The organism is Devosia indica (assembly GCF_003056405.1).
Lineage (GTDB): Bacteria > Pseudomonadota > Alphaproteobacteria > Rhizobiales > Devosiaceae > Devosia > Devosia indica.
Genome location: NZ_PYVZ01000003.1, coordinates 162,060 through 187,520 on the forward strand (window position 1 = coordinate 162,060; position 25,461 = coordinate 187,520).

Sequence of the window (25,461 nt, forward strand, 5' to 3'; positions counted from 1 at the left end):
CAGTCCGCCGGGCGCGCGCGCCGCTGCAAGCAAAATTGCATCGGAAATGTGCATTTTGTGCACTTGTGCTTTTTCTGAGCAAAGGCATAAGTGCGCAAGATGCCGAGCCCCGACCTGTCCATCCTGATCATCGACGAGAACCGCATTCGCGCCTCGATCATCGAGGAAGGCCTGCGTGAGGCCGGCTATGCGCGCGTGGCGGTGATCCATGACGTCAACGAGGTCGGGCGCACCATCGCGCTGACCATGCCTGACGTCATCTTCATCGACCTTGAAAACCCCAAGCGCGACACGCTGGAACATTTCTTCTCGCTCAGCCGCGCCATCCAGCGCCCCATCGCCATGTTCGTCGACCGCTCGGACGGCACGATGATCGAAAAGGCGGTCGAGGCGGGCGTCTCCGCCTATGTGGTCGATGGCCTCAAGAAGGAACGCGTCAAGCCGATCCTCGACATGGCCATTTCCCGCTTCAATGCGTTTTCGCGCCTGAGCCGGGAGCTCGAAGAGGCGCGCAGCGCGCTCGAGGAGCGCAAAATCGTCGACCAGGCCAAGGGCATTCTGATGAAAACCAAGGGCCTCTCCGAGCCCGAGGCCTATGCACTGCTGCGCAAGACCGCGATGAACCAGAACCGCAGGCTGATCGATATTGCCCAGAGCCTGATCACCGCCGCCAATCTGCTTGGGCCATAGGAGTACACCCATGTCCCTTCCCCACCTGACCGCCGGCTTTCTCCCCCTGCTCGACAGCGCCCTTCTGGTGCTGGCGCATGAACTGGGCATCGCCGAAGAGGAAGGGTTCACGCTGGGCCTGACGCGCGAATCCTCCTGGGCCAATATCCGGGACCGGACGGCGCTCGGGCATTTCGATATTGCGCTGGTGCTGGCGCCGATGCCCATTGCCGCCAATCTGGGCCTGACCCCGATTGCGACCCCGATGATCGCCCCGGTGATGACCGGCCTGGGCAATAATGCCATTACCGTCAGCGCCGATCTCTGGTCGAAAATGGCCGATGCGGGTGCCCCCGGCGACCTCGCGGCCGGCCCGGCCGGCAAAGCGCTGGCGCAGGTGATCCACTCCACCCCCCGGAAGCTGCGTCTGGCCGTGGTGCACCAGACCTCCTCGCATAATTACGAATTGCGCTATTGGCTGGCCGCCAGCGGCATCGACCCGGATCGCGACGTGGAGATCGTGGTGCTGCCGCCACCCCTGCTGCCCGAAGCGCTGGGCGCGGGTGGGCTTGATGGCTATTGCGTCGGCGAGCCCTGGAACAGCGTCGGCGTGGCCAATTTCGGCGCGCGCATCGCCACGACCAAGTCTTCGATCTGGCAATGGAGCCCCGACAAGGCTGTCGGCATGCGCTCAGACTGGGCCGAACAGAATCCCGATCTCGTGGCCGCCACCATTCGCGCGGTCTATCGTGCCGGCCAATGGTGCCAGGACAGCGCCAACCATCGGCGTGCGGCCGAGATCATGGCGGGGCCGGCCTATCTCAACCAGCCGATGGAGATCGTCGCGCGCGCCCTGACCGGCCAGATCGATGGCGGGGTGCAACAGCTCAGCATACCGGACTTTTATGTCCCCCACGCCGGGGCCGCCAACTTCCCCTGGAAGAGCCACGCCCTCTGGTATTACAGCCAGATGGTGCGCTGGGGCGAAGTCGGGTTCAGCGCCGCCAATGCGGCCAAGGCCGCCGCCACCTTCCGACCTGACCTATATCGCGCCGCACTCGCTCCGCTTGGCGTTGCCGTGCCGGCCCAGGACCTGCGTATCGATGGCGCCCAGGCGGACAAGCACGCCACACCTGCGATTGGCGGCACGCTTGAGCTGGGGCCGAACCGGTTTTTTGACGGCCAGATCTTCGACCCCAGCGCGGTCGAGTCCTACATTCGGTCGCAGGCCACTTCCTAACGCCCCATTTATGTGCATACACCTTGCTATGCACAAGAATTGACCATAAATTTGGTGACATGCCGCCGCAACGGGCAGCTTCGTGAGCGACGCCCAGACGGCCGATTTCCACAAACCATTGAGCAGGTTGAATTTATCGCAAGGTGGGCCGATTGGCACGCTTCGTGCAATGTATCGAGCGAGTGAGCTCCTCCCAAGACGGCTCATAACATATCGGCGTCCGACGACGGGCGCTCCAATGGCAAAGCCGCCAACTGGCAAGCGTCCGATCAATGGATCGGAGCGCATGTGCAGTTGGCGGCTTGTTTGTTTTTTGGAGCATTCGCACGGCCGCCGGTTGTCGACACAACACGGAGACGATGATGACTGCGACTACCTGCCCCACGCCGCCACGCCACCGCCTCACGCCGCTGCTTGCCGGTCTTGCCCTGGGCCTGCTGACCAGCACGGCCAGCAGCGCCGCCATGCTCGACGTCGAAAAGGACGAACTGAAATTCGGTTTTATCAAGCTCACCGACATGGCCCCGCTCGCCATTGCCTATGAGCTTGGCTATTTCGAGGATGAAGGGCTCTATGTGACGCTCGAGCCACAGGCCAATTGGAAGGTGCTGCTCGATGGCGTCATCACGGGCTCGCTCGACGGCGCCCACATGCTTGCCGGCCAGCCGCTGGCCGCCACCATCGGCTATGGCACCGAAGCCCATATCGTCACCCCCTTCTCCATGGATCTCAATGGCAACGGCATCACCGTCTCCAATGCCGTGTGGGAGTTGATGAAGCCGCACCTGGAAATGGATGCCGAGGGCAAGCCAGTCCACCCGAATTCCGCCGCCGCGCTCAAGCCGGTGATCGAGGCGTTCGATATCGAAGGCCGCCCGTTCAATCTGGGCATGGTCTTCCCCGTTTCCACCCATAATTACGAATTGCGCTATTGGCTGGCCGCCGGCGGCATCAGTCCGGGCTATTATTCGCCCGAGGATGTGTCGGGGCAGATTGCGGCCGACGCCTATCTCTCCGTGACCCCGCCGCCGCAAATGCCCTCAACGCTCGAAGCAGGCACCATTGACGGCTACGCGGTAGGCGAACCCTGGAACCAGGCCGCCGTGTTCAAGAAAATCGGCGTGCCGGTCATCACCGATTACGAGATCTGGAAGAACAATCCCGAAAAGGTCTTCGGGATCACTGCCGAGTTCGCTGAAACCAATCCCAACACCACGCTGGCCATTACCAAGGCGCTGATCCGCGCCGCCAAGTGGCTTGATGAGAATGACAATGCGAACCGTGCCGAAGCCGTCGAAATCCTGTCTCGCTCCGAATATGTCGGTGCCGATGCCGAGGTTATCGCGGCCTCGATGACCGGCACGTTCGAGTTCGAAGCAGGCGACGTGCGCGAAGTGCCCGACTTCAACGTCTTCTACCGCTACTTTGCCACCTATCCCTATTATTCGGATGCCGTCTGGTATCTGACCCAGATGCGCCGCTGGGGCCAGGTGGCCGAGGACATGCCCGATAGTTGGTATGACGAGGTCGCCAGGTCGGTCTACAAGCCAGACATCTATCTTGAGGCCGCGCGCCTGCTGGTCGAAGAAGGCCATGTGGATGAGGCCGATTTCCCCTGGGACAGCAGCGGCTATCGTGAGCCGACCGCCGAGTTCATCGACGGTGTCACCTATGACGGCACCAAACCCAACGCCTATATCGACAGCCTGCCTATTGGGCTGAAAACCGGCGACAGCGTCGTCGGCGCCGAAGTGGTTGCTGCCGCCAACTGACATGCTCGGGTGGCCGCACGCCGGCCACCCTCAGCCCTGAGGACCACAACATGACCCTTGCAAGCGAAGCCCCCGCCACGACTGGCGACCGCCGGCAGAAGCTGTTTACTGCCATCAACCGTTCTGCCGCCTGGCTCAGCGCATTGGGCCTGGGATGGCTTGTGCCGCTGCTCAAGATAGCGGCTGGCGACGACCCTCGCGAACAGATGGGCGCGTTGCGCGACAGCCTGCTCTTTCCCCTGCTCGGAATTGGCGTCTTTCTGCTTGCCTGGGCAATGCTTGCGCCGCAGGTGCAAACCTCGCTTGGCGCCATTCCCGGCCCCGCACAAGTCTGGGAACAGACCGGTGCGCTCTGGCAGGACCATGTGGCCGAACGCGAGAAGGAAGCCGATTTTTATGTGCGCCAGGATGAGCGCAATGCCGAGCTCGTCGCCGAGGGCCGCGAGGACGATGTCAAAGTGCGCGCCTATACCGGCAAGCCGACCTATCTCGATCAGATCGTCACCTCGCTCAAAACCGTCGGCCTGGGCTTTCTGATCGCCACCATCATCGCCGTGCCACTCGGCATTGCCTCGGGGCTCAGCAAGCCGTTCAACGGCGCGCTCAATCCGCTGGTGCAATTGTTCAAACCGGTCTCGCCTTTGGCCTGGCTCCCCATTGTCACCATGGTGGTCTCGGCGCTTTATGTGGACGCCAGCGACGCCTTTCCCAAGGCGCTGGTCATTTCGGCGGTCACCGTCACTCTTTGCTCGCTCTGGCCGACACTGATCAATACCGCGCTGGGCGTTGCGTCAATCGACAAGGATCTGGTCAATGTCGGCAAGGTGCTGCAACTCTCCACCGCAACGACCATCACCAAGCTGGTGCTGCCCTCGGCCCTGCCGCTGATCTTCACCGGGCTGCGCCTGTCGCTCGGTGTTGGCTGGATGGTGCTGATCGCCGCCGAGATGCTGGCGCAGAATCCGGGCCTGGGGAAATTCGTCTGGGATGAATTCCAGAACGGCTCATCCTCCTCGCTGGCCCGCATCATCGTCGCCGTGCTGACCATCGGTATTATCGGCTTCCTGCTCGACCGGGTGATGTTCACCCTGCAGACCGCCTTCACCTTCTCCGGCAAGCGATAGGACCTTAACAATGGCTCCCATTCTCCAGCTCTCCGGCATTGCCAAGCATTTCGGTGAAGGCGCCAGGCGCGTCGACATTCTCAAGGACATCAATCTGGACGTCGAGGACGGCGAATTCGTCGCCATTCTCGGCTTCTCCGGGGCGGGCAAAACCACGCTGATCTCGATGATGGCGGGCCTGATCGAACCCGATCTGGGTGGCGTCATCTATCGTGGCAAGGAGATCGACGGCCCCGGCCCTGAGCGCGGCGTCGTGTTCCAGTCCTATTCGCTGATGCCCTGGCTCAGCGTGGCCGGCAATGTCGATCTGGCGGTCAATGCCGTACACAAGACCAAGTCGCGCGCCGAAAAGCTCGCGCTGCGCCGCCATTATGTCGAGATGGTCGGGCTTGGCCACGCGGCAGACCGGCGACCGGCCGAACTGTCCGGCGGCATGCGCCAGCGCGTTGCCGTGGCCCGGGCGCTGGCCATGCAGCCGGAAATCCTGTTGCTCGACGAACCCCTTTCGGCGCTCGATGCGCTTACCCGCTCCAAGCTGCAGGACGAGTTCGCGCAGATTTCCGAGGCCGAGAAGAAGACCATCATTCTCATTACCAATGATGTGGATGAGGCCATACTTCTGGCTGACCGGGTAATCCCGCTGACGCCCGGCCCCGCCGCGACGCTCGGACCGCATTTCAGGGTCGATATCGAGCGGCCGCGTGACCGAACCGAGCTCAATGGCGATGATCGCTTCATTACCCTCAGGCGTGAAATCACCGAATACCTCATGGATGTCGGCGCCAGCCGGAACCAGGCGAGCGAAGCCGACATGACCCTGCCCAATGTCACCCCCATTGCCCGCGGCAAATCGGCCCGCCTGCCCAGCGCTTATGCCGATGCGGCGGCAGCGTCCGGCACGCAGGACGACTATCTGCGCTTCAATGACGTCTCCAAGGTCTATCCGACGCCCAAGGGACCGCTGACCGTGGTCGATGGCTTCGACTTCCAGATGAAGAAGGGCGAATTTGTTACCCTGATCGGCCATTCGGGCTGTGGCAAATCCACCGTTTTGTCCATGGTCGCGGGGCTAAACGACATTTCTGCCGGCAATATCGTGCTCGATGGCAAGGACGTTGTCGGGGCCGGTCCCGAGCGGGCCGTGGTGTTCCAGGCCCCTTCGCTGATGCCCTGGCTGACAGCGCGCGAAAACGTCGCCCTGGGCGTGGATCGTGTCTATCCCACTGCCAGCCCGGCCGAGCGGCGCGACGTGGTCGAATATTATCTAAACCGGGTTGGGCTGGGTGATGCCATGCATCGGCCCGCTGCCGAACTCTCCAATGGCATGAAGCAGCGCGTCGGCATTGCGCGGGCCTTTGCCCTGTCTCCCAAGCTGCTGCTGCTCGACGAGCCCTTCGGCATGCTCGACAGCATCACCCGCTGGGAATTGCAGGACGTGCTGATGGATGTGTGGGCGCGCACCCAGGTCACGGCCGTTTGCGTCACCCATGATGTGGACGAGGCCATTCTGCTGGCCGACCGGGTGGTGATGATGTCGAACGGGCCCAATGCGCGGATCGGCAATGTCATGGAGGTGGATTTACCCCGCCCGCGCTCGCGCAAGGCGCTCTTGGCCCACAAGGACTATTACGCCTATCGCGAGGAACTGCTCGATTTCCTCGAGGCCTATGAGGGCGGCGCCAATCCGGATCAGGAAACGCTTGACCGGATTCGTTCCAAGCGCGGCAAGGCATCTGCGCTGGCGGCGGCGGAATGACGGGAGGCTGCACAATAATAACGCACTTCTCGACTTCGGCCATGAAGTGCATGAAATTTGTGCATGGTGATGCTCTTTGCCGCGCGGCGGTTTTCACTGCCGATGGTGCGGGCATCCGAGCCGATCAGCTTAACTGCTGAAAACACGAGACAAATCGATGCCGAGCTGGTTTGGCACGGTTCCTGCAAAGAGGGGAGCGATAGAGCTCCTCCCAAGACGCTCTTCGAATAGTCGACGTCCAAGGTTGGGCGTTCAAAGGCAAAGTCGCCAACAGATGCGCATCGGTTTCGGCCGGTGAGGTGTCGGTTGGCGGCTTTTTTGTTTTCAGATTGATACGGAGTCCCATCCGATGACAGAGGCAATAAGCGCCACGCAATCGCCATCCGCCCCGCAGCAGAACCGCGCGCTGGGCCTGTCAACGCTGGCCTTCACCGTGTGCTTTGCCGTCTGGACGATCTTCTCGATCATCGGCGTTTCTCTCAAGGATCAGCTTGGCCTTTCCGAAACCCAGTTCGGGCTGTTGATCGGCACGCCGGTGCTGACCGGCTCGCTGTCGCGCATCGTTCTGGGCATCTGGACCGACCGCAAGGGCGGGCGGCTGGTGTTCACCCTGACCATGCTGGCTGCGGCGATCGCCACCTTCCTTCTCGCCTTTGCCCAGAACTATGAGCAATTGCTGCTGGCGGCATTGGGCGTGGGCCTGGCGGGCGGATCGTTTGCGGTGGGCGTAGCCTATGTGTCGCGTTTCTACCCCGCGCAAAAGCAGGGCACGGCGCTGGGCATTTTCGGCGTCGGCAATGTCGGCGCGGCCGTCACCAAATTCGCTGCGCCCTTCGTCATGCTGGCCTGGGGCTGGCAGTCGGTGGCCGTGGTGTGGGCGGCGGCGCTGGTGGTCATGGCGGCCATCTTCTGGTTCGGCACCGAGGACGATCCGGTGATCGCCCGCCGCCGCAGCGAAGGCTATACGCCCAGGAGCCTGGCCAGCGAATTTGCGCCGCTGCGCAATGTGCAGGTCTGGCGTTTCGCGCTCTACTATTTCTTTGCCTTCGGCGCCTTCGTGGCTCTCACCCTGTGGCTGCCGCGCTATCTGATCGGGGTCTATGGCTTCGATATCGCCACCGCCGGCATGGTGGCCGCGGCCTATTCCATCCCTGCCAGTATCTTCCGCGCCTATGGCGGCACGCTGAGCGACAGGATCGGCGCCCGCACCGTCCTCTACTGGACCTTCGGCGTTTCGGCCGTCTGCGCCTTCATCCTGGCGCTGCCGACAACGGATACGGTGATTGCCGGGGTCGAGGGGCCCGTGCGCTTCCATTTCGAGACCGGTCCAGTCGCCTTTATTGGCCTCGTGTTCGTGCTCGGCTTCTTCATGAGCCTGGGCAAGGCCGCAGTCTATAAGCACATCCCCGCCTATTACCCCGACAATGTCGGCGCCGTAGGTGGGCTGGTCGGCATGATCGGGGGCCTTGGCGGGTTCGTGCTGCCCCTTCTCTTCGGTTTCCTCAACGACATCACCGGCATCTGGTCGAGCTGCTTCATGGCACTCTTTGTCCTGATCCTGGTGTCGCTGGGGTGGATGCACTCCGCCGTCCGCCGCCACGAGCGCCAGCTCGTTGCGCGCACGGCCTGACCCTTATTCAGGAGTACGAGACAATGGAAAAACTGGTCGTCGTTGGTGCAGGGATGGCTTCTGGCCGCGCCCTGGAACACATCTTCGAGGAAGCCCCGGGCCGGTTCGACGTGACGCTGTTCGGCGCCGAGCCGCGCGGCAACTACAACCGGTTGATGCTCTCCCCGGTCCTGGCCGGCGAGAAAGAGTATGAGCAGATCATCACCCATGATGCCGACTGGTATCGGGATCATGGCGTGCAGACCCGGTTCGGCGAAACCGTTACCGGCATCGACCGGGCCCGCAAGGTCGTCGTCTCGGCGGGCGGCGAAACGCCCTATGACAAGCTGATCATCGCCACCGGCTCGGCGCCTTTCATCATTCCCCTGCCCGGCAAGGATTTGCCCGGGGTGATGGCTTTTCGCGATCTGGACGATGTCAACCGCATGGTCGATGTGTCGAAGCGCCCCGGCGCCAAGGCCGTGGTGATCGGCGGGGGCCTGCTGGGCCTTGAAGCCGCTGCAGCGCTCAATGCCCGCGGCATGGAAGTGGTCGTTTTGCACCTGATGGGCCATGTGATGGAGCGCCAGCTCGATCCGGCTGCCGGTTATCTGCTGCAGCGCGATCTCGAAGCGCGAGGCATCACGGTGCACTGCAAGGCGCAGACCAAGGCCATTCTCGGCCAGGACCGGGTCGAGGCCGTCGCGCTTGAAGATGGCACCGTTTATGGCGCCGATATCGTGGTGATGGCCGTGGGCATCCGCCCTGAAACGCGCATCGCGGTCGATGCGGGCCTGCATGTCGAGCGCGGCATTGTGGTCAATGACCAGATGGTCACCTCGGACCCCGATGTCCTAGCGCTCGGCGAATGCGTCGAGCACGAAAAGATTGTCTATGGCCTTGTCGCCCCGCTCTATGACCAAGCCAAGATCCTGGCCAAGACGCTGGCTAAGGTCGATGCCGCCTTCCGCCCGGTGCAGACCGCCACCCAGCTCAAGGTCACCGGCGTGTCGGTCTATTCGGCCGGCGACTTTGCCGATGCCGAGGACCGCGAAGAAATCGTGCTGCGCGACGCCACTTCGGGCATCTACAAGCGCCTGGTGCTCAAGGATGATCGCGTCATCGGCGCGGTGCTCTACGGCGAAACTGCCGACGGCCCGTGGTTCTTCGACATGATCCGCAAGGGCACCGATACGCGGGACATGCGCGATACCCTTATCTTTGGTCAGGCCTACCAGGGGGGCGCCGCGCTGGACCCTATGGCGGCCGTTGCAGCCTTGCCGGATGATGCAGAAATCTGCGGCTGCAACGGTGTGTGTAAATCTGCGATCACCGGCACGATCGCATCCAAGGGCCTGACTGATCTCGACAGCGTGCGCGCCCATACCAAGGCTTCGGCCTCGTGTGGCTCGTGCACTCATCTGGTCGAAAAGCTCATGGCCATCACTCTGGGCGACAGCTACAACCCGGCCGCCGTCAAGCCGATGTGTCCCTGCACCGAACATGACCACGGCACCGTCCGCCGGCTGATCGTGGCCAAGGAACTCAAATCCATTCCCGCGATCATGCAGGAATTGGAATGGAAGACCAGTTGCGGCTGCGCCAAGTGCCGCCCTGCCCTCAACTACTACCTCGTGGCTGAGTGGCCTGGTGAATATGAGGACGACAACCAGTCCCGCTTCATCAATGAGCGCGTGCACGCCAATATCCAGAAGGACGGCACCTATTCGGTGGTGCCGCGCATGTGGGGTGGCATGACCAACCCCAAGGAGTTGCGCGCCATTGCCGATGTGGCCGACAAATTCGCTATCCCGGCGGTGAAAGTCACCGGCGGGCAGCGCATCGACCTGCTCGGCGTCAAGAAGGAAGACCTGCCCGGCGTCTGGGCCGATCTCAATGCCGCCGGCATGGTTTCGGGCGCCGCCTACGCCAAGGGGCTGCGCACGGTCAAAACCTGTGTCGGCTCGGACTGGTGCCGCTTCGGCACCCAGGACTCCACCGGTCTTGGCGTGCGGCTTGAAAAATTCATGTGGGGCGCCTGGACCCCGGCCAAGGTCAAGCTTGCCGTCTCGGGCTGCCCACGCAATTGCGCGGAAGCCACCTGCAAGGATATCGGCGTGATCTGCGTCGACAGCGGCTACGACATCCAGTTCGCCGGGGCCGCCGGCCTCGACATCAAGGGCACCGAATTGCTCTGCCATGCCGATACCGAGAACGAGGCGCTGGAGATCATCGTGGCCCTCACCCAGCTCTATCGCGAGCAGGGGCACTATCTCGAGCGCATCTACAAATGGGCCAAGCGCGTCGGCAATGACAGCATCAAGGCGGCGGTCGTGGACGATCTGGCCAAGCGTCGACAGCTCTATGAGCGCTTCGTGTATTCCCAGCAGTTTGCCCAGGTCGATCCCTGGGAAGAACGCGTCAACGGCAAGGACGCCCATGAATTCGCCGCCATGGCCGAATTCGGGCTTCCAGTGGCAGCGGAGTGAGTGGCGTGACCGAATGGATTGAACTAGGCAGTGTCACTGCCATCCCCCTGCGCGGCGCGCGCTGCGTCAATACCCCCTCGGGCAAGATCGCCGTGTTCCGCACGGCAGAAGACCAAGTCTATGCCATCGAGAACCGCTGCCCGCACAAGGGCGGTCCGCTCTCGGAAGGCATCGTGCATGGTGCCTCGGTCACCTGCCCGCTGCACAACTGGGTGTTTGACCTCGCCACCGGCGAGGCCCAGGGCGCCGACGAGGGTCAAGTGCAGACCTATCCGGTCAAGGTGGATGGCGGTGTCATCTACATCGCGCCTGACGTGCTGATGCAAATGGCGGCGGAGTAGGCATGGTGGATCAGCAACCGGTTCGCACCACCTGCCCCTATTGCGGTGTCGGCTGCGGCGTGCTCGCCACCCCACAGGCGGATGGCAGCGTGACCATTGCCGGCGATCCGGACCACCCGGCCAATTTCGGCCGCCTTTGCTCGAAGGGTTCGGCGCTGGGCGAAACCCTGTCGCTTGATGGGCGCCTGCTGCACCCGGAAATCGCCGGCAGCAGAGTCACTTGGGACGAAGCGCTGGACGAAGTTGCCAACCGCTTCAAGCAGACGATCAGCGAACACGGCCCCGATTCCGTCGCCATATATGGCTCCGGTCAGTTGCTCACCGAGGATTATTACGTCGCCAACAAGCTAATGAAGGGCTTTGTCGGCTCGGCCAATATCGACACCAATTCGCGCCTCTGCATGGCTTCCTCGGTGGCCGGGCACAAGCGCGCCTTTGGGTCCGATACCGTGCCAGGCAATTACGAGGATCTCGAACAGGCCGATCTGATTGTGCTGGTCGGCTCCAATCTGGGCTGGTGCCACCCGGTCCTCTATCAGCGCATCGTTGCCGCCCGCACCGCGCGCCCGGACATGAAGATCGTGCTGATCGATCCGCGCCGCACCGTGTCGGCCGATATTGCCGAAATGCATTTGCCGATCTCGCCGGATGGCGACAGCGCCCTGTTCGTCGGGCTGCTGGCCTATCTCGAGCATCTGGGCATCACCGACAGCGACTATGTGAACGCCTATACCTCCGGCTATGAAGCGGCGCTGCTCACCGCCGAAGATTGGGACATTGCCCGCGTTTCGGACGCCACCGGCCTCTCGCCGCTGTCCATCTCGCGCTTCTACGATCTCTTCGCCCGCACCAAGAAGGTCGTCACCGTCTATTCGCAGGGCGTCAATCAGTCCGCGGCCGGCAGTGACAAGGTCAATGCGATCATCAATTGCCACCTGGCCACCGGGCGGATCGGCAGGCCAGGCATGGGTCCGTTTTCGGTCACTGGCCAGCCCAACGCCATGGGCGGGCGCGAGGTCGGCGGGCTGGCCAATATGCTGGCCGCCCATATGGACTTCACGCCCGAAGCCATTGACCGTGTCTCGCGCTTCTGGGGCAGCGATCGCGTCGCCACCGCGCCCGGCCTCAAGGCCGTCGACTTGTTCGCCGCCATGGCGCGCGGCGAGATCAAGGCGGTCTGGATCATGGCCACCAATCCGGTGGACTCCATGCCGGAGGCCGATGCGGTCCGCGATGCCCTCAAGGCCTGTCCCTTTGTCGTTGTCTCGGACATGAACCGGCACACCGACACGATGGAAATGGCGCATGTGCGGCTGCCCGCTGCCGGCTGGGGCGAAAAGGACGGCACGGTGACCAATTCCGAACGCCGCATTTCGCGCCAGCGCCCGTTCCTGCCCCTGCCCGGTGAAGCCCGGCCAGACTGGTGGATCATCAAGGAAGTGGCCAAGCGCCTCGGCCATGGCGCCGCTTTCAGCTATTTCAGCTCGGGGCAGATCTTTGCCGAGCATGTTGCCCTGTCGGGTTTCGAGAATAGCGGCAGCCGCGATTTCGACCTGTCGGGCCTCTCCGGCGCCGACTATGAAACCATGGCGCCGGTGCAATGGCCTGTGCGCTCCAGGCCAGCAGCCCGCATGTTCGGCGACGGCAAATTCTTCACCCCCGATGGCAAGGCGCGCTTCCTGCCGATCCAGCCGCCGCCGCCCTTCGCGCCGGCTCCGGGCATATTCATTCTCAATACCGGCCGGGTACGCGACCATTGGCACACCATGACCCGCACCGGCAAAGCCGCCCGCCTTTCGGCGCACATGGCCGAGCCCTTTGTCGAAATCCATCCTGCTGACGCGAGCGCCTTGGGCATCAGCCGCGCCAATCTGGTGCGTCTGAGCAATGGCCATGGCAGTGCCCTGGTGCGGGCGCTGGTCACCGACCGGCAGCGGCGCGGTCAGATCTTCGTGCCGATGCACTGGACCGACCAGTTCGCCAGCAATGGCCGCATCGATGCCCTGGTGACCGGCAAGACTGACCCGGTTTCAGGGCAGCCGGCGCTGAAAATGGCGCAGGTGCATGCCGAGCCGGTCGGGGTGCGGCTCTATGGCTTTCTGGTTGCGGCGAAAAAGCCAGCGCTGGCCACCGACTGTTGGGCCTTGGCCCCAGCGCCCAATGGCTATCGCGCCGAGATTGCACTTTTCGAGGAGCCCGCAGCCTGGACAGGCTTCCTGGCCGGCACTTTCGGCACGGACGCCGCGTTCCAGTCCATCCGCGACGAACGTTCTGGGCGCCGCGCCTTTGTGCTGATCGAGAACGGCCGGCTTCTGGCCGCGCTCTATACCTCGCCTGATCCGGTGCTGGTCTCGCGCCAATGGGCGGTGGACCTGCTTGCCGAGACCGAATTGACCGCGTCGATCGTGCTGGCCGGGCGCCCCGGCGCGGACCGGCCCGATGGCGGGGCCATTGTGTGCTCCTGCATGGGCGTGGGCATCAACACCATCACCGAGGCGGTGACCCGCCACGGCTGCACCAGTGTCGAAGCTGTTGGCGCCCTCACCCGCGCCGGCACCAATTGCGGCTCCTGCCGCGCCGAAATCAGGGGGATTGTCGATGCAAACCGTCTCATCGCAGCCGAGTAAGCGCATTTCGGAACTGGCGGTCTTGCCGGTCTTTTTCGACCTGCGCGGCAAGCGCGTCGTCGTCATCGGCGGGGGCGAACCGGCCGCCTGGAAGATCGAGCTGCTGGCGGCGGCAGGCGCACGGGTAGACGTGTTTGCCGAAGAGGTTTGCGAGGAGCTGTCGGCTCTTGCGCCCACCTCCATCATCCTCCACCCCCGCCCCTGGACCCCTGCCGACCTCACCGGCGCCGCCCTCGCCATTGCCGATATCGAGGACGACGCCGAGGCCCATGCCTTCATCGCCGCGGCCAAGGCTGCCGCTGTGCCCTACAATGTCATCGACAGGCCCGAATTCTGTCAGTTCCAGTTCGGCGCCATCGTCAATCGTTCGCCCGTCGTGGTCGGGATTTCCACTGCAGGCGCTGCGCCCATTCTCGGGCAGGCCATGCGCCGCCGCATCGAGACGCTGCTGCCGCAGACGCTGACGCAGTGGGCGCAGCTTGCCGCAAGACTGCGCGAGACGGTGATGGACAGGCTGGCCGCAGGGCCGCAACGCCGCGCCTTCTGGGAGCGCCTTGCAGAGAACGCCTTTGGCAGCCGCGCGCCCGATGCGAGTGACGAAGACATCAGTTTCGCCGCCCAGCCAGCCACTGGCCGCGTCACCCTGGTGGGCGCCGGGCCGGGCGATGCGGAGCTGTTGACCATCAAGGCGGTGCGGGCGCTGCAGTCGGCCGATGTCATTCTCTTTGACGATCTCGTCTCGTCCGAGGTGCTGGAACTGGCCCGCCGCGAGGCCAAGCGCATGCTGGTGGGTAAGCGCGCCCAGCGCGACAGCTGCGCGCAGGACGAGATCAACGCCATGATGTTGAGCCTGGCGCGCCAAGGCAAACATGTGGTGCGGCTCAAGTCCGGCGACCCGATGATCTTCGGGCGCGCCGGCGAAGAGATCGAAATGCTGGAGAGCCACGGCATTGCCGTTTCGGTGGTGCCGGGCATTTCGGCAGGTCTCGCACTCGCCAGCCGGCTGGGTGTCTCGTTGACCCATCGCGATCACGCGCAGTCTGTGCGCTTCGTGACGGGTCATTCGCGCAAGGGCGTTTTGCCCGATACGCTGAACTGGACGGCGCTGGCCGATCCGGCCACCACCTCGGTCTATTACATGAGCCGCCGGACGCTGCCGGGTATCGTGGCCGAACTGGCGGCCAAGGGCATGAGCCTCGAAACGCCGGCCATCATCGCGGGGAGCCTGGGGCGTCCGGATGAACAGATCTGGCGCGGCACGATCGGCGAGGCCATCGGCGCGGTTGCAGCGTTTCCGCTCTCGGCGCCGACGATCTTTGCGGTGGGTGATGCCCTCAAGATGCGCAAGTCGATGCCGCTGGCTGCGACCGGCAGTTAGCTCACTTCATCCAGAACATCGGGACGAGGTCGACCGAGATCGGTTCGTTCTTGTCATTGGTCGCCATGATGTCGGCCATGTGTGCCCACCAGCGCTGCATCACCTCGGTGGTCGGCAGGTCGGCCATGGTGTGGTCGACGCGGCGCCAGAGCACGCCGAACAGGGTGCTGGTTTCTTCATCGAGGTGGATGGAATAGTCCTTCACCCCCGCCGCCCGCAGCAGCTCGACCAGCTCGGGGAAAATCGCGTCATGGCGCTTTTTGTATTCGGCCGCCATGCCGGGATTGAGCTGCATCTTGAAGGCGTGTTTTTCGTAGCCATTGTCCTCGATCATGCGCGGCGCTCCCGGATCATGCGGAACAGAATGGGCAGGGCGATCACCACGATCAGCAGCGAGCCGGTGAAGATGGTCATCACGATGCCCGGCACATTGAGCAGGCCCAGCCCGAAGGTAACAAGGCCGATGATCAGCGCCGCCAGCACCACGCCGATAATCGAGCCGGCGCCGCCCAGGATCGAGACGCCGCCCAGCACCACCATGGTCACCACGTCGAGCTCAAAGCCCTCGGCGATGGATGGGCGGGTCGAGCCAAGGCGTGCGGTCAGCAGGATGGCGGCCAGCCCGCTCATCAGACCGGTCAGGCAGAACAGCACGAATTTGATGCGATCCACCCGAACGCCGGAGAAGCGAGCAGCCGTCGCATTATTGCCGATGGCAAAGACCCTACGGCCAAAATTGGTGCGGTGCAGCAGCACGTAGAAGATTACCGCCGCCACCAGGAACAGCACCAGTTCGAACGAGATCACCCAGAACACATAACCCTGACCGAACCAGGCAAAGCTGGCTGGATAGCCCTTGAAGCTCTGGTCGCCCAGGATGATGAAGGCGATGCCGCGGAACAGGCTCATGGTGCCGATGGTCACGACGATCGAGGGCAGTTTAAGGCCGGTGACGAGGAAGCCGTTAAAGGCCCCGCAGAGGATGCCGACACCGACGCCGACTGCCACCAGCGTGGGTGTATCCGCGCCATATTGCAGTGCCAGCCCCATCAGGGTCGAGGCCAGGGCGATGATTGAGGCGACCGAAAGATCGATCTCGCCCGAAATGATGACCAGTGCCATGGCCAGCGCGATCAACCCCTTCTCGGTGAAGTTGAAGGTGAGATCGGACAGGCTCCATTCATTGAGAAAATAGGGCGAAGCGAAGCTGTTGGCGATGAAGATGCCCAGTGCCACCAGAACCAGCAGGCTCTCCCAGCTCAGCACGGCGGACTTGAACGGACTGTCGAGCCGATCGGGGAGGCGACGGCCATTTGCAGTTGCGTCGGTCATGCTGCCACCTCGGCCTTCTTGAGAATGATGCGCCCCTTGCTCCGTTCGCCCCTTGCATTGAGCACGACGGCGAGCAGGATCGCGGCGCCGGAAATGGCCATCTGCCAGAAGGGCGATACGCCGATCACCGGCAGGGCGTTGTTGACGACGCCGAGGAACAGCGCACCGAGCAGCGCGCCACCCACGGTGCCGATGCCGCCGGCAATCGACACACCGCCTATGACGCAGGCGGCCACGATGGTCAGCTCATAGCCGCCGGCCACTTCCACCGAAGCGATCACATAGCGCGAAATCCAGAGATAGCCGCAAAGACCCGAAATGGCGCCCGAGAGCACGAAGGCGAGGAACTTGGTGCGGCCCACATTGATGCCGGTATAGACCGAGGCGGTCGGGTTAACGCCGATGGCGTAGAAGGCCCGGCCCCAGGGCGTGCGGGTCATCAACACATAGACCAGTGCCGCCACGACGATGGCGAACCAGCTCAGAATGGGCAGGCCCAGCAAGGTACCACGCTGCAATTGGATGAAATCGGTGCTCATCTGCGCGGCGTTGACCCAGGCGCCGCCCGAAACGACAAAGACCAGACCACGGAAGATGGTCAGCGTGCCCAAGGTCACCACGATGGGCGGGATATCGAGTTTCCAGACCAGAATGCCGTTGAAGGCCCCGAGCGCAGCGCCGACCACGACGCAGCCGGCGATCAGCAGCGGAATGGGAATGAACGGGAAGGCCGCATTGGTCATGGCCACCAGCATGCCGGTCAATGCCAGGTTCGAGGCCATGGACAAATCGATAGAGCGGGTCAGGATGACGGCCATCTGTCCCAGCGCCAGCATCATCAGGATCGATGTGTCGTTGAAGATGGTCAGCAGATTGCCCGGCTGCGAAAAGCGCGGAAACCGCAGCGTCACCAGCACGATGACGGCGAGAATGGCCAGCGCCAGCCAGAGTTCACGGGATTTCAGGAGCCGGTTCATGCGGCCTTCTCCTCTACGATGCCCGCCGCCAGGCTGACCAGCGTTTCGGGCTGCAGATCGTTGTTTTCGAGGGTGTCGACCACCAGGCCTTCGCGCATCACGACAATGCGGTCGCTCATGCCGAGCACTTCGGGCAGTTCGGAGGACACCATGATGACCGAGAGTCCCTGGGCCACAAGTTCCCCCATGAATTCATGCACTGCGGCCTTGGAGCCGATATCGATACCCTTGGTGGGTTCATCGAGGATGATCACCTTGGGCAAGGTGGCGAGCCATTTGGCGATCACCACTTTCTGCTGGTTGCCGCCCGAAAGGGTGGACACGTTCTGGCTGAGCGAAGAGGCCCGCAGATCAAGCCGTTCGGTATAGGTGCGGGCCAGCGCGTACTCCTCGGCCATGCGCAAAAAGCCGGAGCGGCTGGTCTTGTCCAGGCTTGGAAGCGAGACATTCTTGAAGATGGGTTCGCCGGTGATGACACCCTGCTTGCCGCGTTCCTCGGGCACATAGACAATGCCGGCGCTGACCGCATCGGCCGGGGTTTTCGGGGCGATGGTCTGCCCTTCCAGCATCATCGTACCGGCCGAAGGTTTTGTCATGCCGAACACGGCCTGCATCACCTCGGAGCGCCCTGCCCCCACCAGACCATAGAAACCAAGGATCTCACCCTTCTTCACCGAGAACGAGACATTTTCGAACTCGGTCGGGTGACTGAGCCCGCTGACCTCCAGCACCGTGTCGCCAATCGTGACCTGGCGGGCCGGGAAAATCTGCTCCACGGAGCGCCCGACCATGAGCTTGACGATGTCGGCCTGCGGCGTGTCCTTGATGAAGCCCTTGCCCACCTGCTCGCCATCGCGGAACACGGTGTAGCGGTCGGCAATGCGGTAGATTTCATCGAATTTGTGCGAGATGAAGAGGATAGCCTTTCCATCCTTCTTCAGGAGCTCGACGAGGACATAGAGTTCCTCGATTTCCTTCTGGCTGAGCGCCGCGGTCGGCTCATCCATGATGACCACCTGCGCATCGACGCTGAGCGCGCGCGCCACGGCCACCAGATGCTTTTTGGCGATTCCCAATTCCTTGAGCGGCATGCCCGCATCAATGCCGGCCGCCATGGAGTCGAGCGTTTCCTGCGCCTCGCGCCGCATCTTGCCCCAATCGATCAGGCCAAAGCGGTTCTTCGGGGCGTGCCCGAGATAGATGTTTTCGGCAACGCTCAACTCGTCGAACAGCACTGTTTCCTGATGGATCGCGGTGATCCCGACGTCCGATGCAGAGATCGCCGTCGGGAGTGTCACCAGTTGACCGCCCACCCGGATCTCACCAGCGTCCGGCTGGTAGATACCAGTCATGGTCTTGACCAGTGTGGACTTACCCGCCCCGTTCTCGCCGATCAAAGCCGTTACCTGGCCGGGATAGAGCTCAAGCGAAACCTCATGCAGCGCCCGCACGCCGGGAAAGCTCTTGGATATGCCCGATAGGGTCAGGATGGGGTCTGTCATTTCTATTCCTTGGGTCGGGCGCTGGCTTGGTCACGCGCTCGATATGGTCCCCTCTCCCTTTGGGGGAGAGGGTTAGGGTGAGGGGGCCTTCCTGCTCTTGGAAAGGCCCCCTCACCCGCCGCTTCGCGTCGACCTCTACCCCGGAGGCAGAGGTGAAGAGCGCCTTAGTAGATCTTCGAGAACTCTTCGATGTTGCTCGCGTCGAACTGGAACGGCGCGGCCATGGCGGCCGAGTTGGTGTCGTCCAGGGTCACTTCGCCGACCTTGCCGATGGAGAAGGTGGCGCCGGGTTCAGCCGTCTCGCCTTCAACCAGCGCATTGGCCAGCATCACGGCCGAATAGCCTAGGTCGATCGGGTTCCACAGCGCCACGGCCTGGCTGGCACCATTGTCGATGAACTGCTTGAACTCGGACGGCAGGGCCAGGCCGGTCACGTTGATCTGGCCGATCAGGTCCTGGTCGGTCACGACCTGGGCAGCCGCCACGACGCCAACGGTGGTCGGGGCGATGATGGCCTTGAGATCGGGATGGGCGGCGATGAGGCCGCGGGCCTCTTCGGTCGACTTCACCGAGTCATCATCGCCATAGACGGTGGCGACGAGGTTGATGTTAGGGAACTTCTCGGGGATAGCGGCCTTGGCGGCCTCGATCCAGGCGTTCTGGTTGGTTGCGGTCGAGGCGGCCGAAAGGATCGCCACATCACCACCCTCGGGCAGGTAGTCGGCGGCCAGCTTGATGATGGTTTCGCCGATCAGGTCGATATCGGAGGGGTTGAGGTGAATCTGGCGGCCTTCGGGGGCGACGCCGGAGTCAAAGCTCACCACCTTGATGCCGCGCTGCATGGCGCGCTGCAGCACCGGCACCAGGGCGTCCGGATCATTGGCCGAGATAGCGATGGCGTCGACCTGCTGGGCGATCAGCGAGTTGACGACCTCGATCTGGGCTTCGGCGGTGGCCGAGGTGGGGCCAGTATAGATCACTTCAACATCGCCGAGTTCGGCCGCGGCTTCCTGTGCGCCCTGATTGGCGGCATCGAAGAAGCCATTGCCCAGCGATTTGACGACCAGCGCGATGCGGGTCTGTGCCATGGCCGGCGTGGCGAGCAACACGGCCGCAGTGGCCGTGGCGGCGAACAGTTTCCAGAGTTTCATTTGATCCCTCCCAGGGGGTTTGCTCTTGGTTCAGTCATTGTCAGTTCAGGCCACACTTGCTTCGGCCTGCCCTGTTCCGTCCGCCACGATGAGCCGCACGCCTGCCGTTTCCAGCATCTGGCGGTCTTCGTCGCGGATGCCGCTATCGGTGATGACAGCGGCAATTTGATCGAGCCCGCACAGAATGAGGCTCGAACGTCCCGAAAATTTCGATGAATCGGCGAGAACGATCAGTTCGTCCGCCTGGCCGATCAGCGCCAACTCGGACTGCACCACCATCGGGTCGGCCTCCATCAGGCCGTGCACGCCGATACCCTGGCAGCCGATGAACATGCGCTTGGCGTAAAAATGGCTCGCCACCACGCCCCCGAAGGGCGAGAGGATGACGTTCTGTTCGCGATAGACCGTGCCACCGGGGATGACGACGGCATTGCGCGAGTTGTGAATGAGGAATTCGGCAATGCCGAAACTGTTGGTGAACACGCTGAGGCGCTTGCCCGTCAGGTGATGCACCATCTGATAGGTGGTGGTGCCGCCATTGATGATGATCGGCTCGCCATCGCGGCACATTTCGGCTGCCGCGCGGGCAATTGCGCGTTTCTGCGTGATGTTGATCGTTTCATTGACGGAAAAGGGCCGCCCCACCAGCCCACCCTGGGATGGCGGATTGATGGCCTCTGCCCCGCCGCGCACACGGCGCAGCCGCCCCTGCTCGTCCAGCGCAGCAATGTCGCGGCGAATGGTGGCTTCCGATGATCCGGTCACTTCGCATAGCTCGGCCACTGTCACCACGGGGTGGGACTGGGCGGCGGCCAATATGACGCGGTGGCGTTCCATTTCGTGCAAGGCAGATACTCCCTGGGTGCATTTGCTTCCATCAATTCCGGGCAGAGTCAATCACCATTTCGCATGTTTCCGTCATTAACGAGCATACGTGACGCAATATGATTGTTTCTGATTGACTTTGTGGATTGTTCTATGTCCAAGTCCGGCCAGCCAAGTCTATTGCCCTAACTTTGGGAGGATCACCAATGTCCACCGCGCCCAAGCGCCTCGCAAACCTGTGGGACGATGCCAAAGCGGCATCCATGTCCGAGCCGGAGCGCCTTGTTTATCGCTCCAACCTGCTTGGGTCCGACAAGCGCGTCACCAATTATGGCGGCGGCAATACCTCCTCCAAGATCTGGCAGAAAGATCCGCTGACCGGCGAAGAGGTCGAAGTCCTCTGGGTCAAGGGTTCGGGCGGCGACAATGCCTCGATCAAGCTCGATGGCTTTGCCACGCTCTATATGGACAAGCTGCGGGCGCTGAAGGGGCTTTATCGCGGCGTCGAGTTTGAAGACGAGATGGTGGGCTACCTGCCCCACGCCACCTTCAATCTCAATCCGCGCGCGTCCTCAATCGACACTCCGCTGCATGCCTATGTGAACCGGCCGTATGTCGATCACATGCATCCGGACGCGATCATCGCCATCGCCGCCTCGAAGAATTCAAAAGAGCTGACCCAGCAGATTTTCGGTGACGAGATCGGCTGGCTGCCCTGGAAGAAGCCGGGCTTCGAGCTTGGCCTGTGGCTGGAAAAATTCTGTCTCGATAACCCGAACGCCAAGGGCGTGGTGCTCGAATCCCACGGCCTGTTCACCTGGGGCGACACGCCCAAGGCATGCTACGAAACCACCATCGCCATCATCAATCAGGCCATCGAATGGTTTGAGCAGCAGACTGAAGGCAAGACCATTTTCGGTGGCGCTGCCACCACCTCGCTCCCGGAAGAAGAGCGTCGCGCCATTGCCGCCCGCCTGATGCCGAAGATCCGCGGCTTCATCTCGGAAGACAGCCACAAGCTGGGCCATTTCGACGACAGCGCCGCCGTGCTCGAATTCGTCAATTCCCACAATCTGCGTCCGCTGGCGGCGCTGGGCACCTCCTGCCCGGACCATTTCCTGCGCACCAAGATCCGCCCGCTGGTCATCGATTTCGACCCGGCCAAGCCCGATGTCGACGCGGTCATTGAAGGCTTGGCCGACCAGATCGCCGCCTATCGCGTCGACTACCAAGCCTATTACGACCGCTGCAAGCACGACAACTCCCCCGCCGTCCGCGATCCCAATGCCGTAGTTTACCTGATCCCGGGCGTGGGCATGATCACCTTCGCCAAGGACAAGGCCACCGCCCGCATTTCCGGCGAGTTCTATGTCAACGCCATCAATGTGATGCGCGGCGCCTCGACCGTCTCCGAATATCAGGGTCTGCCCGAGCAGGAGGCCTTCGATATCGAATACTGGCTGCTGGAGGAGGCCAAGCTGGCGCGCATGCCCAAGCCGAAATCGCTGGCCGGCAAGATTGCCCTGGTGACCGGCGGCGCTGGTGGCATCGGCAAGGCCACCGCCGCGCGCCTTCTGCGCGAAGGCGCCTGCGTTGTGCTGGCCGATATCGATCAGGCCGCGCTCGACAACGCCACGGGCGAACTTACCGAAGTGTTCGGTAAGGACGTGGTGCGGCCGGTCAATATCAACGTGACCAGCGAAGAGCAGGTGATCTCCGGTTTCGCCCATGCGGTGGTGGAATTTGGCGGACTCGATATTCTCGTTTCCAATGCCGGCCTCGCTTCCTCGGCCCCGATCGAGGAGACATCGCTGGCGCTGTGGAACAAGAACATGGACATTCTGTCCACCGGCTATTTCCTGGTGTCGCGCGAGGCTTTCAAGATCTTCCGCGCGCAGAAGATCGGCGGCAATGTCGTCTTCGTAGCGTCCAAGAATGGCCTTGCCGCGTCGCCCAATGCCGCCGCCTATTGCACCGCCAAGGCGGCCGAGATCCATCTGGCCCGCTGCCTGGCGCTGGAAGGCGCGGAAGCGCAGATCCGCGTCAATGTGGTCAATCCGGATGCCGTCTTGCGCGGGTCGAAAATCTGGGCCGGCGAATGGCTGGAACAGCGCGCCTCGACCTACAAGACCGACAAGGACGGCCTTGAGGAAATGTATCGCCAGCGCTCGATGCTGAAGCGCTCCGTGTTCCCCGAGGACATCGCCGAAGCCATCTATTTCTTCGCTTCGGACGCCTCGGCCAAGTCCACCGGCAACATCATCAATGTCGACGCGGGCAACGCCCAGTCGTTCCCGCGGTAGGGTTCATCCACCATGACCGAACACATTATTGACCCATCCACCATCGAAGCCGAGAACGCGGCCCGCGCCGCGGACCTCAATGTCGACTATGACACGCTCGGCGAGCGTCTCGACCGGCGCGGCATTTCCATTGATGCCATCAAGGACAAGGTCGCCGCCTTTTCCGTTGCCGTCCCGTCATGGGGCGTCGGCACCGGTGGCACGCGCTTTGCCCGCTTTCCCGGCAAGGGCGAGCCGCGCGATATTTTTGACAAGATCGAGGATTGCGCCGTCATCGCCCAGTTGACCCAGGCGACCAATACCGTCTCGCTGCATATTCCGTGGGACAAGGCCGATCCGAACCGCTTGAAGCAAGCCGCCAGCCGCTTCAATCTCGGCTTTGACGCGATGAACTCGAACACCTTTGCCGATGCCGCCGGGCAGATGCAGAGCTACAAGTTCGGTTCGCTCTCGGCCACCGACAAGGCCACGCGCGACCAGGCCATCGAGCATAATCTGGAATGCATCGAAATCGGCAAGACCATCGGCTCGAAAGCCCTGACGGTCTGGATCGGCGATGGCTCGAACTTCCCCGGCCAGGTCAATTTCGCCGACCAGTTCGCCAATTATCTCGACTCCATGAAGTCGATCTATGCCGCCCTGCCCGATGACTGGCGCGTCTATACCGAACACAAGATGTATGAGCCTGCCTTCTATTCGACGGTGGTGCAGGATTGGGGCACCAATTACATCATCGCCAAGGAACTGGGCGACAAGGCATTCTGCCTGGTCGATCTCGGCCACCATGCGCCCAACGTCAATATCGAGATGATCGTCTCGCGCCTGGCCCAGTTCGGCAAGCTTGGCGGGTTCCACTTCAACGACAGCAAATATGGCGACGATGATCTCGACGCCGGCTCGATCGACCCATACCGGCTGTTCCTGGTGTTCAACGAGCTGGTCGATATCGAAGGCCGCGACGCCGATTTCCACCCCGCCCACATGCTCGACCAGAGCCACAATGTCACCGACCCCATCGAGTCGCTGATGCTCTCGGCGGCCGATGTGCAGCGTGCCTATGCCCAGGCGCTGCTGGTGGACCGCGCCGGCCTCAAGGCCGCGCAGGAGGGCAATGATGCCCTGGCCGCCACGCAGGCGCTGCGGCAGGCCTATCGTACCGATGTCGAACCGATCCTGGCCATGGCCCGCATGGAACAGGGCGGCGCGATCGACCTGCTGTCGACCTACCGCGCCTCGGGCTATCGCGCCAAGGTCGCCGAAGTTCGTCCCGAAATCGCGGCCGGCTCAAGCGGCATCGTCTAGGCTCAGGCTCAACACAGATTTTCCGCGGCACCTCCCCGCCAAGGAAAACGGAAGGCCCGGTGCGCAAGCCCCGGGCCTTTTTGATCAGTTCAATCCGGCTGCCGCATATAGGCGGTGGCCTCCATGATCCAGTCGCGAAACAGTTTGATCCGGGGCACATTGCGACGGTTTTCGGGATAGACGAGGTAATAACCCTTCCCTGCGGTGGCCAGCAGATCGAAGGGCTGCACCAGACGGCCTGATGCCACCTCATCGCGAAACAATATCGGGGTCAGCATGGAGACCCCGCGCCCGGCCATGGCCGCGGTGCCCAGCAGGCTCTGCCACCCCATCGAGCTTTGCGGCCGGCCTTCGGCCGAAAAGCCGGTCACCCCGGCGGCCTTGAACCAGATATCGAACCACTCATCCTGCGGATCAAGGATGGGCAGCTTCAGCAGATCCTCGGGGCGCGTGACCCCGCCGATGGATTCGGCCAAAGCGGGACTGAGCAAGGGGGTGAAATTGGCCTCCACCAGGAGGTGGCAGACCATCCCCTTGCCCTGAGGACCGGACAGGGTGCGAATGGCAATATCAAAGTCGCCATGCGCCAGATCGATCACATCGTTGCTGGTGTCGATCCGCACCGCAATTTCCGGATGAGCGAGTTGGAACAGGCCCATATTCTGACCCAGCCACTGCACCGCAAAGGTCGGCACGGCGGTAATGGAGAGCTGGTTGCCAATGCCTTCACGGGTATCGGCAAAGGCGTTGCGGATCAGATCGAAGGCCTGCGTCACATCAGGCGCCAGCCGCGCCCCCGCCTCGCTCAACGCGATCTGCCGAGGCCGACGCAGGAAGAGCGGCATGCCCACGCGCTCCTCAAGTATCTTGATCTGATAGCTCACGGCGGCCTGCGTCATGCCCAGCTCCTCGGCGGCGCGGGTGAAATTGAGGTGGCGCGCCACCGCCTCAAAGGCGCGCAGCGCCGTCAGTGGCGGCAGGGACATGGATCAAACCTCCTTATGGCAACACATCGAGGTTTAGTTGGAAATGCGCCCTATTCGGCGCCAGTTTATTCCTCAAGT

19 protein-coding genes are annotated in these 25,461 nt (G+C 62.7%); 12 read left to right on the forward strand and 7 right to left on the reverse strand.

What is annotated here, in order from left to right; genetic code table 11:
- Positions 1-99 precede the first annotated feature (99 nt).
- The 10 genes from DDE76_RS04190 to cysG all read left to right on the forward strand — a co-directional run bounded on the left by DDE76_RS04190 (position 100) and on the right by cysG (position 15,005).
- The gene (locus DDE76_RS04190) at positions 100-690 is read left to right on the forward strand and encodes an ANTAR domain-containing response regulator (protein WP_104894710.1); all 591 of its coding nucleotides are present in this window, start codon (positions 100-102) and stop codon (positions 688-690) included.
- 10 nt (positions 691-700) lie between these two features.
- A complete protein-coding gene (locus DDE76_RS04195; RefSeq protein ID WP_104891584.1) occupies positions 701-1,909 on the forward strand; it encodes a CmpA/NrtA family ABC transporter substrate-binding protein in 1,209 nt (402 codons plus the stop codon).
- A gap of 359 nt (positions 1,910-2,268) precedes the next feature.
- Entirely contained in the window at positions 2,269-3,681 is a 1,413-nt protein-coding gene (locus DDE76_RS04200) for a CmpA/NrtA family ABC transporter substrate-binding protein (protein WP_198650834.1), read from the forward strand.
- Between the two features lie 50 nt (positions 3,682-3,731).
- Positions 3,732-4,805: an ABC transporter permease gene (locus tag DDE76_RS04205; protein ID WP_104891585.1), complete on the forward strand. Its 1,074-nt coding sequence runs from the start codon at positions 3,732-3,734 to the stop codon at positions 4,803-4,805.
- 10 nt (positions 4,806-4,815) lie between these two features.
- Entirely contained in the window at positions 4,816-6,561 is a 1,746-nt protein-coding gene (locus DDE76_RS04210) for an ABC transporter ATP-binding protein (protein ID WP_104891586.1), read from the forward strand.
- 349 nt (positions 6,562-6,910) lie between these two features.
- The gene (locus DDE76_RS04215) at positions 6,911-8,191 is read left to right on the forward strand and encodes an MFS transporter (protein WP_104891587.1); all 1,281 of its coding nucleotides are present in this window, start codon (positions 6,911-6,913) and stop codon (positions 8,189-8,191) included.
- A 23-nt stretch (positions 8,192-8,214) separates the two neighbouring features.
- On the forward strand, positions 8,215-10,659 hold the full coding sequence (nirB, locus tag DDE76_RS04220) for a nitrite reductase large subunit NirB (protein WP_104891588.1): 2,445 nt from the start codon (positions 8,215-8,217) through the stop codon (positions 10,657-10,659).
- 5 nt (positions 10,660-10,664) lie between these two features.
- Positions 10,665-11,000, forward strand: a complete 336-nt coding sequence (gene nirD / locus DDE76_RS04225; RefSeq protein ID WP_104894712.1) for a nitrite reductase small subunit NirD — start codon at positions 10,665-10,667, stop codon at positions 10,998-11,000.
- A gap of 2 nt (positions 11,001-11,002) precedes the next feature.
- The gene (locus tag DDE76_RS04230; RefSeq protein ID WP_104891589.1) at positions 11,003-13,627 is read left to right on the forward strand and encodes a nitrate reductase; all 2,625 of its coding nucleotides are present in this window, start codon (positions 11,003-11,005) and stop codon (positions 13,625-13,627) included.
- Positions 13,599-15,005 (forward strand): siroheme synthase CysG, encoded by a 1,407-nt coding sequence (gene cysG / locus DDE76_RS04235; RefSeq protein ID WP_104891590.1) that lies wholly within the window; start codon positions 13,599-13,601, stop codon positions 15,003-15,005. The genes DDE76_RS04230 and cysG overlap by 29 nt, the downstream gene beginning before the upstream one ends.
- Before the next feature lies 1 nt (position 15,006).
- On the opposite strand, the gene rhaM is transcribed toward cysG, so the two are convergent.
- From rhaM to DDE76_RS04265, 6 genes are all read right to left on the reverse strand, one after another.
- Complete coding sequence (rhaM, locus tag DDE76_RS04240; protein WP_104891591.1) at positions 15,007-15,339, reverse strand: L-rhamnose mutarotase; 333 nt, start codon at positions 15,337-15,339, stop codon at positions 15,007-15,009.
- The gene (locus tag DDE76_RS04245) at positions 15,336-16,337 is read right to left on the reverse strand and encodes an ABC transporter permease (protein WP_104891592.1); all 1,002 of its coding nucleotides are present in this window, start codon (positions 16,335-16,337) and stop codon (positions 15,336-15,338) included. The genes rhaM and DDE76_RS04245 overlap by 4 nt, the downstream gene beginning before the upstream one ends.
- Positions 16,334-17,314 carry an ABC transporter permease gene (locus tag DDE76_RS04250; RefSeq protein ID WP_104891593.1) on the reverse strand — a complete coding sequence of 327 codons (981 nt, stop codon included), beginning with the start codon at positions 17,312-17,314 and terminating at the stop codon, positions 16,334-16,336. Before DDE76_RS04250 ends, DDE76_RS04245 begins: the two co-directional genes overlap by 4 nt.
- Positions 17,311-18,816 carry a sugar ABC transporter ATP-binding protein gene (locus DDE76_RS04255; protein ID WP_104891594.1) on the reverse strand — a complete coding sequence of 502 codons (1,506 nt, stop codon included), beginning with the start codon at positions 18,814-18,816 and terminating at the stop codon, positions 17,311-17,313. The genes DDE76_RS04250 and DDE76_RS04255 overlap by 4 nt, the downstream gene beginning before the upstream one ends.
- Positions 18,817-18,980: 164 nt before the next feature.
- Positions 18,981-19,967: a rhamnose ABC transporter substrate-binding protein gene (gene rhaS / locus DDE76_RS04260; RefSeq protein ID WP_104891595.1), complete on the reverse strand. Its 987-nt coding sequence runs from the start codon at positions 19,965-19,967 to the stop codon at positions 18,981-18,983.
- Positions 19,968-20,012: 45 nt separating this feature from the next.
- Complete coding sequence (locus DDE76_RS04265) at positions 20,013-20,813, reverse strand: DeoR/GlpR family DNA-binding transcription regulator (RefSeq protein ID WP_104891596.1); 801 nt, start codon at positions 20,811-20,813, stop codon at positions 20,013-20,015.
- A 185-nt stretch (positions 20,814-20,998) separates the two neighbouring features.
- On the opposite strand from DDE76_RS04265, the gene DDE76_RS04270 reads away from it, so the two are divergent.
- Both DDE76_RS04270 and rhaI read left to right on the forward strand, forming a co-directional pair.
- Entirely contained in the window at positions 20,999-23,095 is a 2,097-nt protein-coding gene (locus tag DDE76_RS04270) for a bifunctional rhamnulose-1-phosphate aldolase/short-chain dehydrogenase (protein WP_104891597.1), read from the forward strand.
- Between the two features lie 12 nt (positions 23,096-23,107).
- Positions 23,108-24,397, forward strand: coding sequence for an L-rhamnose catabolism isomerase (rhaI, locus tag DDE76_RS04275; protein WP_104891598.1), 1,290 nt, complete (start codon positions 23,108-23,110; stop codon positions 24,395-24,397).
- Between the two features lie 89 nt (positions 24,398-24,486).
- Here rhaI and DDE76_RS04280 read toward each other — a convergent pair whose 3' ends face one another.
- A complete protein-coding gene (locus DDE76_RS04280) occupies positions 24,487-25,383 on the reverse strand; it encodes a LysR substrate-binding domain-containing protein (RefSeq protein WP_104891599.1) in 897 nt (298 codons plus the stop codon).
- Between the last annotated feature and the right edge of the window lie 78 nt (positions 25,384-25,461).